This is a genomic window from Candidatus Pantoea deserta, from assembly GCF_003813865.1.
GTDB classification, from domain to species: Bacteria; Pseudomonadota; Gammaproteobacteria; order Enterobacterales; family Enterobacteriaceae; genus Pantoea; species Pantoea deserta.
In genome coordinates this window covers 87,454-99,812 of sequence record NZ_RMVG01000003.1, presented here as the reverse complement: position 1 = coordinate 99,812, position 12,359 = coordinate 87,454, and the positions used below count along the sequence as shown (strand labels likewise).

At 62.3% G+C, this 12,359-nt stretch carries 11 protein-coding genes; all 11 read right to left on the bottom strand.

All coding sequences use genetic code 11. The features are described 5' to 3' along the window. Positions 1-8 precede the first annotated feature (8 nt). Positions 9-455: a GNAT family N-acetyltransferase gene (locus BBB56_RS05555; RefSeq protein ID WP_123799619.1), complete on the bottom strand. Its 447-nt coding sequence runs from the start codon at positions 453-455 to the stop codon at positions 9-11. Positions 456-803: 348 nt separating this feature from the next. Beyond that, a complete protein-coding gene (locus tag BBB56_RS05550) occupies positions 804-1,316 on the bottom strand; it encodes an Lrp/AsnC family transcriptional regulator (protein ID WP_123799617.1) in 513 nt (170 codons plus the stop codon). 141 nt (positions 1,317-1,457) lie between these two features. Then, a complete protein-coding gene (gene gabT, locus BBB56_RS05545) occupies positions 1,458-2,774 on the bottom strand; it encodes a 4-aminobutyrate--2-oxoglutarate transaminase (protein ID WP_123799615.1) in 1,317 nt (438 codons plus the stop codon). A 129-nt stretch (positions 2,775-2,903) separates the two neighbouring features. Next, a complete protein-coding gene (locus BBB56_RS05540) occupies positions 2,904-4,028 on the bottom strand; it encodes a M20 aminoacylase family protein (protein ID WP_123799613.1) in 1,125 nt (374 codons plus the stop codon). Further along, positions 4,028-4,954, bottom strand: coding sequence for a 2-hydroxyacid dehydrogenase (locus tag BBB56_RS05535; RefSeq protein WP_123799611.1), 927 nt, complete (start codon positions 4,952-4,954; stop codon positions 4,028-4,030). Before BBB56_RS05535 ends, BBB56_RS05540 begins: the two co-directional genes overlap by 1 nt. Next, positions 4,954-5,802 (bottom strand): GNAT family N-acetyltransferase, encoded by an 849-nt coding sequence (locus BBB56_RS05530; protein WP_123799609.1) that lies wholly within the window; start codon positions 5,800-5,802, stop codon positions 4,954-4,956. The genes BBB56_RS05535 and BBB56_RS05530 overlap by 1 nt, the downstream gene beginning before the upstream one ends. Positions 5,803-5,812: 10 nt before the next feature. Further along, positions 5,813-7,144 carry an NAD(P)/FAD-dependent oxidoreductase gene (locus BBB56_RS05525; RefSeq protein ID WP_123799607.1) on the bottom strand — a complete coding sequence of 444 codons (1,332 nt, stop codon included), beginning with the start codon at positions 7,142-7,144 and terminating at the stop codon, positions 5,813-5,815. A 142-nt stretch (positions 7,145-7,286) separates the two neighbouring features. Then, entirely contained in the window at positions 7,287-8,951 is a 1,665-nt protein-coding gene (locus BBB56_RS05520) for an ABC transporter ATP-binding protein (protein WP_123799605.1), read from the bottom strand. Then, positions 8,948-9,796: an ABC transporter permease gene (locus tag BBB56_RS05515; RefSeq protein WP_123799603.1), complete on the bottom strand. Its 849-nt coding sequence runs from the start codon at positions 9,794-9,796 to the stop codon at positions 8,948-8,950. Before BBB56_RS05515 ends, BBB56_RS05520 begins: the two co-directional genes overlap by 4 nt. Next, complete coding sequence (locus BBB56_RS05510; RefSeq protein WP_123799601.1) at positions 9,793-10,749, bottom strand: ABC transporter permease; 957 nt, start codon at positions 10,747-10,749, stop codon at positions 9,793-9,795. Before BBB56_RS05510 ends, BBB56_RS05515 begins: the two co-directional genes overlap by 4 nt. A 23-nt stretch (positions 10,750-10,772) precedes the next feature. Then, positions 10,773-12,359 (bottom strand): ABC transporter substrate-binding protein, encoded by a 1,587-nt coding sequence (locus BBB56_RS05505; protein WP_123799599.1) that lies wholly within the window; start codon positions 12,357-12,359, stop codon positions 10,773-10,775.

The window sequence follows — 12,359 nt, the reverse complement described above, 5'->3', positions numbered from 1 at the left end:
CTCCAGAGTCAGGAGAGAGGGAACTCCATCAGCTTGTGCGGCTCCTGCACCACGCGCCAGCCGAGCCGCTGGTAGAGCTGATGAGCATCGTTTGTTGAGAGCATCCAGCGGCGCACCGTAGCCAGTTCCGGATGCTCGCGCACGCAGCCTGCCAGCCAGCTGCCTAAGCCATGACCACGCCAGGCTTCGTCGATAATCACGTCACACAGCCAGCCGAAGCGGGTGTAGTCGGTAATCAGCCGCGCAAAGCCGATCTGCGCTTCGCCGTGATACAGCCCAAACGGCAGCGAAGCGGCAATCGCCCGCTCGGTGGCGGCGCGCGTCTGCCCTTGCGCCCAGTAAGAGCGTTCGGCAAGCTGGTAATGAATCCAGTCCATATCCAGCCGCGTCCGTTTCGTCGACAGGGTGACATCGTCACGCTGCCAGAGATGGTCGGCAATAATCAGTGCGGTCATCAGTAACTCCTTGTCACGCTGTGAATTTATAGTAATGGCACTGCATCAGCGGCCACGGCTGAAAGAGAGGCGTTGACCGCGTAGATGCGGTGAAAAAAAGGCAGAAATGAAATTTTATGCTGTGAGACTCGCGGCGTCCGGGCAATAAAAAAGCCCTGGGCTGGGCTTAGTCGTTTTTTGCGGCGCGCATCAGGCAGAGTAGAAAAAAACGTAAGGGCTGAAGAGAAAAGCGGCGTTTTTTACGGCGTGATTACCCTTGCTGCCCGGCTTAGCCCATCGTTGCCATTACTCCCCTGAGTGAGTCCGCGCGATGCGCTTATCTCGCGCATCAATACGGCTCAGCTCAGCCTATACCGTTCCCAGCACATCATTTTGCCGGGTAATCAGCGAACGCAGCGGCACACTGCTTTTCAGCACCGGCGACTTGATAACGATATAGCTGAAGTATTTGTCGATACCGATCTGCGCGTCGAGCATCTTCTCAATAACGTCCTGATAATGCTCAATACTGCGGGTGATAAAGCGCAGCAGGTAGTCGTAGCCGCCGGTGATCAGATGGCACTCCATCAGCTCATCCACGTCGCGCAGCGCGCTTTCAAATTTCATAAAGTCTTCGCGGCGGTGGCCGGAGAGCGTGACTTCAGTGAACACCGTCACCGAGTCGGTGATTTTGGTGAGATTAATATGAGCTTCATAGCCCGTGATAAAGCCAGCCTGCTCAAGGCGCTTAACGCGTTGTAAACAGGGGCTGGGCGAAAGTCCCACGGCATCGGCGAGATTAACGTTGCTGATACGGCCATCTTTTTGCAGCTGCACCAGGATGTTGATATCAATGCGGTCAAGTTTCATTAAGCCGTTCATACCACCCCTCATTGTTAACCAATTGTGCAGGACGTGCTGATGGTATAACACGCTTTGCGCCAACAACGCCAGCGTTACCGCGCGTGCTATCCATCAGGAAAAATTATAATTATTCCAGCAATATCAATGAGGAAGATGGCGTTAACCCAGACGGCCGGTGGCGCGCGCCAGCGCAATATCAAAAATGTGCAGCGCCTCGTCCAGCTGTGAATCCGTTGTGACCAGCGGGGCAAGAAAACGCACAACGTTACGATGAACGCCGCACTTAATCAGCAGCAGTCCCTCCTGGCAGGCGCTGTCGAGGATCTTCTGCGTCAGCGCGGCGTCCGGCTTGCCGGTTTCAAAGTCGAGGATCTCTACCGCCAGCATAAAGCCGAGGCCGCGCACATCGCCGATGCAGGCGTACTTCTCCGCCAGCTGTTGCAGACGCGCATGCAGCTGCTCGCCAAGCTGATTCGCGCGCGTTAACAACGCGTCATGCTCCAGCAGGTCGAGCACCGCCAGCGCCGCCGCGCAGCCCAGCGCGTTACCGCCATAGGTGCCGCCCAGCCCGCCCGGCAAGGGAGCGTCCATAATGGCCGCTTTGCCCACCACGCCGGAGATCGGCAGACCGCCGCCCAGACTCTTCGCCACGGTGATCAGGTCAGGTTTGATATTGAAATGCTGGAAGGCGAACATCTTGCCGGTGCGGCCAAAGCCGGTCTGCACTTCGTCACAGATCAGCATAATGCCGTGCTGCTCGGTGATGCGGCGCAGCGCCTGCATAAACGCCGGACCCGCAGGCAGAAAACCGCCGTCGCCCTGAACCGGCTCGATAATAATCGCCGCCACGCGCTCCGGCGCGATCTGTACCGCAAACAGCTGCTCCAGCGCCTTCAGACAGTCTACTTCGGTGACGCCATGCAGCGGATTAGGGAACGGCAGACGGTAAATATCCGACGGGAACGGGCCAAAGTTCTGCTTGTAGGGCTGGCTCATGCCGGTGAGCGTCACGCCAAGCAGCGTACGGCCGTGAAAAGCGCCGTCAAAGGCGATGACGCCGGAGCGGCTGGTCCGGGCGCGCGCGATTTTCACCGCATTCTCTACGGCCTCCGCGCCGCTGGTAAAGAACACGCTTTTATACGGCTCATCGCCGCCCACCAGCTGATTAAGACGCTGCGCCAGTTCGATATAGCCCGGATAGGCCACCACCTGAAAACAGGCGTGCGACACCAGCCCCAGCTGGCGCGTCACCGCATTCACCACCGCCGGATGGTTATGCCCCACGTTCAGCACGCCAATTCCCCCGACGAAGTCGAGGTAACGGTTGCCTTCCACATCCCAGACTTCGCTGCCTTTCGCCCGTTCAATCACCAGCGGGTGAGCGGTAACCACGCCGCGCGGCACACTCTGCTCGCGCGCATCCAGCAGCAAACTGTTGTCGGAATATGTCTGTTGTTCGGCCATGACATTCTGCATTTTTATACCTCATCCAGGTAACGTTCGGTTGGCTCAAGTATCGCAACCCATTGGTTTAGCATGCTGCCGTTCTGGGTAACGCGGCGGCATTTCCTGTTAAAAACAGCGCCCTTTCAGCAGGGAAATTTCTTACTGTAATGCGCGGCGAGCGAGCGCCGTCCATGCGCGGACGCCGTAAGGGATCAGGTCGTCGTTGAAGTCATAAGCAGAGTGGTGCAGCGGCTGCGACGGCGCGGAGCCAATCCACAGGTAAGCCCCCGGTTTCGCCTGTAGCATAAAGGCGAAATCCTCCGAGGTCAGCGCAGGCTGCCGCGCCGTACGGACGCTGAAGCCCGCCTCGCCCAGCGCGCTCAGCGCCAGATTCGCCTCGGTCTCGCTGTTAACCGTAGCCGGGTAGTAGCGCAGATAGCTCACCTCGGCCTGCAAACCGTGCGCGGCGGTCACGTGCCGCGCCATCTCGCGCAGTCGCGCTTCAAGCGTGTCCTGCGCCGCCGGGCTGAAGGTGCGCACCGTGCCGGTAATCGTCGCCTCCGCCGGGATCATATTGTGGGAGAAACCGCCCTGCATACGCGTGACGCTCAGCAGCGCCGCTTCGCAGGGGTCGATGGCGCGCGCCACCAGCGTATTGAGCTGTACCACCAGCTCGCTGGCCGCCAGCAGCGTATCGCGCGTCAGGTGCGGTTGCGCCGCATGGCCGCCGCCGCCTTTGACGACGATATCGAACCGGTCTGCCGCCGCCATAATAGCGCCGGGACGGGTCTGCACCTCGCCGAGCGGCAGTTCCGGCCAGTTGTGCAGCGCGTAAACCGACTCGCAGGGAAAGCGGCTGAACAGCCCGTCGTCGATCATCGCCTGCGCGCCCGCCAGCCCCTCTTCCGCCGGCTGGAAGATAAAACAGATAGTGCCGTTGAAATCGCCCGACTCCGCCAGCTGCTGCGCCGCGCCAAGCAGCATAACGGTATGGCCGTCATGACCGCAGGCGTGACTCAGGTTGGCCGTGCGGCTTTTCCACGGCGTCTCGCTCTGGTCCTGCATCGGCAGCGCGTCCATATCCGCGCGCAGTCCGATAACGCGCGCGCCTTTGCCGCGCCTCAGCACGCCGACGACGCCGGTTTTGCCGATGTCGCGATAAACCTCCAGCCCCAGCTGTTGCAGGAAGCGCGCCACCATGTCGCTGGTGCGCCGCTCCTGATAGCCGGCTTCAGGATGAGCATGAAGATCGCGCCGCAGCGCAATCAGAGCGTCGATATTCATCAGTAACCTCGTGCGCGATCGATCAGGCCTTTCATCGGCTCGCCGCGCTGGTAGCGCCGCAGGTTCTCCAGCAGCGCGGCCGCAGCGCTGTCGGCCTGCGTCTGGCTGGCGATATGCGGCGTCAGCCAGATAGCGGGATGACGCCAGAATGGATGGGTGGACGGCAGCGGTTCCGGATCGGTGACGTCAATTACCGCTGCGCTCAGCTGGCCGCTGTCGAGCGCCGCCAGCAGATCGTTGTGATGAAGCTGCGCCCCGCGCCCCGCCTGTACCAGCGCGGCGCCTGCGGGCAGCTGACGGAAAAGATCGTGGTTAAGCAGGCCGCGCGTCTCCGCCGTCAACGGCAGCAAACAGACCAGAATATCGCTGCGCGCCAGAAACGCGCCCAGCCGATCCGCGCCGTGAAAGCACGTCGCGCCCTCAATCTCACGCGGCGTACGGCTCCAGCCGGCGCAGTCAAAGCCGAGCGAAACCAGCTGGCGCAGCGACGCCTGCCCCAGCTCGCCCAGCCCCATTACGCCAACGCGCCGCGCCGCGGCGGGCCTGACGCTGTGCGCCTGCCACCGCGCGTCGCGCTGCTGTTGCAGGTAGCGCGGCATATCGCGATGAAGGCCGAGCACCGCAAAGGTGACGTACTCCACCATGCCCTGCGTCAGGCCAGGTTCAATCATGCGCACCACCGGCAGGTCGGGCGGCAGCGCGCTGAGATCAAACTGATCCGCGCCTGCGCCCACCGACAGCAGCGCTTTCAGGCCGGGAAAGGTCTCCATCATGTTTTCCGGCGGCTGCCAGGCGATTAGCATCTCAATCTCGTGCGGATTGCCGGTCTCAGGCCAGAGATGCAGCTGAATATCAGGCGCGTGCTGCGCCAGCCACTGCTGCCACAGCGCGCCGCGCTGGGGATCGGATTTATAGAGGATCTGCATCAGGCCATCGCCTGAGTCATCAGGCCAAAGGCCTGCATGCCGCCCGCCTGCGGCATCCAGGGCGTGCCGCGCACCATCGTGGTGGGGTTATCCACCTGCGCCAGCCCCAGCGTGGCGAGCCAGGCCGCCAGCGGCAGCGCGGCATCGGTATCAATACGCACAAACTCGCCGCGTAGTCCCTGCATCAGCGAGGCGACCAGCGCCTGAGCGACCGGTAAATCCGCAGCGATGATCGGGCCAATCGCCCAGCCGTGGCCGAAGCGGCGCAGGCTGGCAAAGCCCTGAACCTTAGCCTGCACGTCCTCCAGCAGCACGGTCTGATGCTGACCGACGATATGCGCGATCAGCTGAGGACGCAGCATGCCGTGCGCCTGCCGATCGAGCGCGGTCAGCGCGGGCGCGTCCTGCGCCTGCGCGCGGCGCAGCGTCAGTCCCGTCGGGATCATGACTGAGGGCACGCTCTCCAGCGAGCGCGTCTGGTGCTGAAAAATCTGCCCTGTGGCGACAAAGCCGAGCTTTTCATACAGCCCTTTGCCCATCTCAGTGGCGTGCAGCCGCACGTTATGGTCCGGAACTTTTTCCAGCAGGGTCAGCATGAGCTGTTTACCCAACCCACGCCCCTGCTGCTGATTATCGACAATCACCAGGCCGATAGTGGCGGCGCGCTCGCCCCAGCGCCAGAGGATCGCGCTGCCCAGCAGCTTGCCCCTCTCTTCAATCACGACGCCCTCGCCCAGCGCCAGCGCCTGCTGCCAGTCTTCAGGGCGATGCGGCCATTTCAGCTGCTGCGTCATGCGGTAGCAGTGTTCCAGATCCTGCGCGGTCATCGCGCGAAAAATTGCGGTCATGCGGTGCTCCTTACATCATGCCTGGCGTTTCAAGTGCGCTGCCGTCAACCAGACGGCTGTAGCGATAGGGTGTAGCATCAACAATCGGCGTGTCGCCGGCGGCGAGATCGGCGGCCAGCCGTCCTGCGCCCGGCCCGATGCCGAAGCCGTGGGCGCTGTAGCCTGCCGACAGCACCAGCCCCGGCAGCGCCGCCACGGTAGAGATAACCGGAATGGCGTCGGGGGTGCTGTCGATCATGCCGCCCCACGCCTGCGCCAGTTTCAGCCCGGCCAGCGCCGGATACTCTGCGCGCATCGCAGCTAAGCCCGCCTGCACAACAGTCGCGTCGGCGGCGGGATCGAGGATGCGCGCGCGTTCGAACGGCGATTCACGGTCGAAAGCCCAGCCGCCGAGCGCTTCGGGACCGTGAAAGAAGGGTTTCACGCCGAGATTCACACGCAGATTTTTACGGCGGCTTTTAAAGGTGGGATAGAACTGACGCGCATAGCGAATGCCCTGCGCGCCAGGCTCCAGCCGTCCTCGTCCGGATACTGAAACGGTATAGCTGCCGTCAGCCTGCGGTCGGCAGGCGAAGCCCGGCGTGTAGAGCGGCATCGCTATCGCCTGCGTACCAGGCTGGGTGCGAAATGCCGTGCCGATGACGTTGCCGAGCGGCAGATCGATGCCGTGACGGCGGCAGAACATTGAGGTCCATGCGCCTGCGGCGCAGATCACCCGGCTGGTTTTAATTAAGCCGCGCTCGGTTAAGACGCCGCTGACGCGTCCGGCGGCAATATCCAGTCCGCGCACCGCGCACTGCTGGAACACCTGCGCGCCAAGACGCTGCGCGGCGATGGCTAATCCAGGGGCGGCGAGGCGCGGCTCGGCATGGCCGTCGGTGGGCGACGAGACGCCGCCGAGCCAGCGCGTCGTGCTGCCCGGCGTCATCGCCTTCGCCGCCTCTGCCGTGAGGATTTCGCTGCGCACGTCGTAATTTTTCGCCATGCGGTTCCAGCGCTCCCAGGCGGCAATATCCGCCTCGCTGCGCGTGGCATACACCAGCCCGCTGCGGCGAAAGCCCAGTTCTTCGCCGGTTTCCTGCGCCAGCTCGCCCCAGCGCTGAAGCGCATAGATGATCAGCGGCAGCTCACGTTCGTCGCGGTTCTGCTGGCGGCACCAGCCCCAGTTGCGGCTCGACTGCTCAGCCCCGACCAGGCCCTTTTCCAGCAGCGCCACCTTTAGCCCTTTTTTCGTCAGTTCCCAGGCGGCGGCAGCGCCGGCGATACCAGCGCCGATAATCACCACATCGGCGGCGTCGGGGAAATCTGCGCTGTCCTGTACATAGCGGAGTGGAGCGGGCATAGCGTTATAACCTCGTCTGTATTCGGTGAAGGCGTTATCGGCGCAGCCAGCCTGTTCACGGCCAGCGCGCAGCCCCGGCGCGTACTGAAGTACGTGAGGATGGCGCGCACTGCCTGAGGACAATCTGGCAAGCAGGATAGCCCTATTCCGCTTTAAGAATCTCTTCGTGCTCGTCGAGCCACCCCTGCCGCAGCTCCGGCACGGCGCGTTTCAGGCGCTCAAAGTAAAGCTCGCTGGTCGGTTTGTCGTAATCTTCTCGCGCCAGCTGGGTAACGATGCGTCCGGACTTCATCACGACGATGTTGTCGCACACCGCGCGGACCGCGTGCATATCGTGGCTGATAAACAGCACCGACAGGCCCAGCTCGCGCCGCAGCTCGCCGATCAGATCCAGCACCGCCGCCGCGACCACGGTATCCAGCGCCGAGGTGACTTCATCGCACAGAATCAGATCCGGCTCCGCCGCCAGCGCGCGCGCCAGATTAACCCGCTGTTTCTGCCCGCCGGAGAGCGCCCAGGGACGCCGCCACAATACGCTGCGCGGCAGCTTCACCAGATCCAGCAGCTGATGCAGGCGCTGGGTCAGCGCCTGCCCGCGCAGCCCGTGAAACAGCGCCAGCGGCCGCGCCAGGATGCGCTCGACGCTGTGCGCCGGGTTAAGCGCGGTATCCGCCATCTGAAACACATACTGAATGCGGCGCAGTTCGTTGTCAGGCCGCTTGTGCATATCGCCCGCGATATAGTGCCCGTTAAACAATATATGGCCGTGACAGGGGGCGTTGAGTCCGGCGATGGCGTGCGCCAGCGTGGTTTTGCCCGATCCTGATTCGCCGATAATGCCGATGGCCTGACCTTTCCACAGCCGGAGATGAATATCTTCGAGGATGCGAATTTTCGGCTGACCATCGCTGCCGCGCGGGCCATAACCGGCGCAGAGATCGCGCACCTCCAGCAGCGGCTGCACGTCGTCGTTCTTCGCATGCCATGGGCTGGGCCGCTCTTTCTGCCGCGCCGCATCCATCAGCAGGCGCGTGTAATCCGCCTGCGGCGCGCCGATCAGCCGTTCGGTGGTGCCATACTCGGCGATCTGCCCGCGCAGCAGCACCAGAATGCGATCCGCCATCTGGGCGACAACCGCAAGATCGTGGCTGACGTAAATCGCCGTGACGCCGCGCTGCGCCACCACGCGGCGAAAGGCCTTCAGCACTTCAACCTGCGTAGTGACGTCGAGCGCCGTGGTCGGCTCGTCAAGGATCACCACGTCGGGGTCGCCAATCAGCGCCATAGCGGTCATCAGACGCTGTAGCTGGCCGCCAGAGACCTGATGCGGCCAGCGGTCGCCGATGGTGTCGGGATTCGGGAGCGCCAGATCGCGGAACAGCGCCACCGCTTTGGCCCTGGCCTCTTTGCGCGTCATGGTGCCGTGGATTACCACCGGCTCAATGACCTGGTCGATGATCTTCATGCCCGGATTAAACGAGGCCGCCGCGCTCTGCGCGATATAGGCCACTTTGTTGCCGCGAAACTCCCTCAACTGCTGCGGGCTGAGGCTGTTAACGTCAACGCCCGCGACGTGGATAGTGCCTTCGGCGATGCGGCAGCCGTGGCGCGCATAGCCCATCAGCGCCATGGCGATGGTGGTCTTGCCGGAGCCAGACTCGCCAATCAGCGCCAGCACTTCTCCTTTCTGCACGGTAAAACGAATATCGGACACCAGATCGATCGGTTCGCCCCGATCGCTCTGCGCCGTCACGCGCAACTTATCTACGGAAATCACCGGCATTGCGGTATGCGGCATGACGTTCATACGCCCTCCTTCGCCAGCGTCAGCGGACGCATCTGTTGCAGGCTGTCGATAAACAGATTCGCGCCTATAGTCAGGCTGGCAATCGCCAGCGCAGGCATCAGAACGGCGGGCGAACCGTCGAACAGCCCCTGAATATTCTCGCGCACCAGCGTACCCCAGTCGGCATAGGGCGGCTGGACGCCAAGACCGAGGAAACTCAGGCCGCTAAGCAGCAGCACGATATAGACAAAGCGCAGACCGAAGTCGGCCAGCATCGGGTGCACCATATTGGGCAGGATGTCATGAATGGCGATATACCAGCGGCTCTCGCCGCGCAGCCGCGAAGCGCGTACATAGTCCATATTGCGCAGGCTGCCCGCCATGGCGAAGGCGATACGGAACGCCCCCGGCCAGTAGGTAAAGATGGCGGTGAGCAGCAGCATCGGCAGCGAGGAACCAAACACCGCGACAATCATCAGCGACAGCACTTTGCCCGGCAGGACCAGCATGGCGTCGTTGACGCGGCCCAGAATCTCCTCCAGCCAGCGGCCGGTGACGGCCGCCAGCAGCGCCAGCAGCGTGCCGATCAGGCTGGCGCCGATAGCCGCGCCCAGCGCCAGGCCGATAGAGAATTTCGCGCCGTATAAGATGCGGCTGAGAATATCACGGCCCAGCGCGTCGGTGCCGAGCCAGTTGTCAGCGGTAAAGCCGCCAAACAGCGGGCCGCCGCCAATATCCTCAACGTTGTGCGGCGCCAGCTGGTTGCCGAACACCGCCAGCAGCAGCCAGAAAATCGACACCGCCAGGCCCAGCCGTCCAGAGACTGACAGTGACTGAAAGAAACGAACGGGAAGTAAGGTATTCATGCGCTTCTCCATTTCGGGTTAAAGGCGATAGTCAGCACGTCAGCCAGCAGCAGCAGCACCAGATAGCAACCGGCGAACAGCATCACGCAAAACTGCACCACCGGCAGATCGCGATTGCTGACCGCGTCCACCAGCTGGCTGGCGAGGCCGGGATAGCTAAAGATGGTTTCGATGATGATGACGCCGCCGAACAGATAGGAGAGGCTGAGCGAAATGGCGTTGGCGATAGGACCAACGGCGTTCGGCAAGGCGTGACGCAGTACCGCGCGCAGCGGCGAGACGCCTTTCAGCAGCGCCATCTCCAGATAAGGGCTATCGAGCTGATTAATAATGGCGGCGCGCGTCATGCGCGCCATCTGCGCCACCAGCACACAGCACAGCGTCAGCACCGGCAGCGCATAGGCCTTCAGGTAGCTGACCAAATCCATATTCGGCGAGCCGAAAGACATCGCCGACACCCAGTGCAGCTTCACGGCGAAGATCAGCACCGCCACGGTCGCCACCAGAAATTCCGGCACCGCCACCATCGCCATGGTGCTGACCACCAGCGCGCGGTCCAGCAGCGAACCGCGCTTCATCGCCGCGGCAATGCCGATGATCAGCGCCAGCGGCACACAGATCAGCGTGGTGATCGCCGCCAGTTCAAAGGTGGCCGGAATACGCTGCGCCACCAGCTGCGTGACCGGCAGATGACTGGCGAACGAGGTGCCGAAATCGCCCTGTAGCATACCGCCCAGCCAGCTGAAGTAGCGCAGCAGCAGCGGCTGATCCAGCCCCAGCTGGGCGCGCAGCGCCGCCACGGTTTCCGGCGTGGCGTTTTGTCCGAGGATCATCTGCGCCGCGTCGCCCGGCAGCAGGCTGGTGATAAAAAACACCACCGCTGAGACGATAAGCAAGGTCAGGATGCCGGCGCCGGTGCGCCGGGCAATCAGGAACATCATGTATCGGTTCATCGGCGTTCTCCAGCGTAAAGAGGTTAAGCGGACAGCCAGGCGAATTCGTGGAAGCGGTAGCCCATCATCATGCCGGATGGCCAGGCCTCGACGCCTTTTACCTTTTTGCTAAAGCCGTCGGTAGAGCTGATAAAGGTCGGGATGATGGTGCCGCAGTGGTCGTAGATCAGCTTCTGCATATCGCCATACATCTGCTTGCGCTTCGCCTGGTCGCGCTCGCCGCGCGCGGCGACCACCAGCTGGTCAAACTGAGGATTCTTCCAGCCGGATTCGTTGTTCGGCGCGCCAGAGAGATAGAACTGCGAAAAGAGCATATCCAGCGTCGGGCGCGGGTTGATAGAGCCGTAGCCCACCGGATCTTTGGTCCAGTGCGTCGACCAGTAGCCGTCATAAGGCACGCGACGCACCTTAACGTTGATGCCCGCGTTGCGCGACACCTGCTGAATGAGCTGGCCGCCCTCCACCGCCCCCTCAATGTTTGGCGTGGTAATAATCTCTACCGTTGCGCCCTTCATTCCCGCTTTCTCGATATGGAATCGGGCTTTTTCGACGTCCAGCGGGCGCGGTTTCAGGTCGGCGTTATACAGCGGGTGCCACGGCGGCACCGGCGTGTCGTTGCTGACGTCGCCGTAGCCTTGCAGCACGGTTTTCACCAGCATTTCGCGCGGCTGAAGATACTTGAGCGCCAGCACAAAATCTTCGCTGCTGCCCGGTTTAATGTCAGTGCGCACAATCAGGTTGGTGTACATGCCCGATTTACTCTCAAGCACGCCAAAGTCGCTGGTGGCCTTGATGCGCTTGCAGTCGTTGGCGCTCAGCGTCGAGACGATATGCAGATCGCCCGACATCAGCGCATTAACGCGCGCCGCCTGGTCGGTGACGCCCAGAAGCTCTACCTCATCGAGGTGCGGCAGGCCTGGCTTGAAGTAGTTGGGGTTTTTGCTGCCCACCGAGCGCACGCCCGGCGAGAACTCTTTACAGACATAAGGCCCGGTGCCGATGCCTTTGGTAAAATCTCTGGTGCCGTCCTGCACAATCAGGAACGGCGGCGCGGCGAGGATATAGGGCAGATCGAAGTTCGCCTGGCTCAGCACCAGCTGCACTTCGCTGTCGCTGACCGCGTTAAGGGTCTTGAACTGATCGGCAATCTTAAAGGCGTTGGAGGCGACCGCCGGGTCTTTGTGGCGGCTGAGCGAATAGATCACATCCCTGGCGGTAAGCGGTTTGCCGTCGTGAAAGGTGACGCCGCTGCGCAGCTTGATCTGCCAGGTGATGCCGTCGCTGGAGTCCAGCGATGTCGCCAGCGCGGGCAAGGCTTTCAGATCTTTGTCCAGCTCGGTCAGGCCGTTGTAAAACATGCACTGGCGGGTATAGTCGCCGCTGTTGTTGGCTTTGGCGGGGTCCAGCGTATCGGTGGCAGAGGCGTTTGACATCGCGGCGCGTAGCTTGCCGCCTTTCACCGGGGTTTCTGCGGCGAAGCCCAGCTGTGGAAAGCCAATAATCCCGCTGCTCATTACCGCGCCGGCGGAGAGCATTTTCATCAGGCCGCGGCGTGACAGCGTGCCTTCGGTCAGCATGCGCGTCAGCGCGTTGTTATCATTTTTACTCAT

Coding starts and splice junctions, on each gene's coding strand:
- BBB56_RS05510 (WP_123799601.1), bottom strand. CDS start 10,749: ATGAACCGATACATGATGTTCCTGATTGCCCGGCGCACCGGCGCCGGC.
- BBB56_RS05520 (WP_123799605.1), bottom strand. CDS start 8,951: ATGAACGTCATGCCGCATACCGCAATGCCGGTGATTTCCGTAGATAAG.
- BBB56_RS05530 (WP_123799609.1), bottom strand. CDS start 5,802: ATGACCGCAATTTTTCGCGCGATGACCGCGCAGGATCTGGAACACTGC.
- BBB56_RS05515 (WP_123799603.1), bottom strand. CDS start 9,796: ATGAATACCTTACTTCCCGTTCGTTTCTTTCAGTCACTGTCAGTCTCT.
- BBB56_RS05535 (WP_123799611.1), bottom strand. CDS start 4,954: ATGCAGATCCTCTATAAATCCGATCCCCAGCGCGGCGCGCTGTGGCAG.
- gabT (WP_123799615.1), bottom strand. CDS start 2,774: ATGCAGAATGTCATGGCCGAACAACAGACATATTCCGACAACAGTTTG.
- BBB56_RS05540 (WP_123799613.1), bottom strand. CDS start 4,028: ATGAATATCGACGCTCTGATTGCGCTGCGGCGCGATCTTCATGCTCAT.
- BBB56_RS05505 (WP_123799599.1), bottom strand. CDS start 12,359: ATGAGTAAAAATGATAACAACGCGCTGACGCGCATGCTGACCGAAGGC.
- BBB56_RS05550 (WP_123799617.1), bottom strand. CDS start 1,316: ATGAACGGCTTAATGAAACTTGACCGCATTGATATCAACATCCTGGTG.
- BBB56_RS05555 (WP_123799619.1), bottom strand. CDS start 455: ATGACCGCACTGATTATTGCCGACCATCTCTGGCAGCGTGACGATGTC.
- BBB56_RS05525 (WP_123799607.1), bottom strand. CDS start 7,144: ATGCCCGCTCCACTCCGCTATGTACAGGACAGCGCAGATTTCCCCGAC.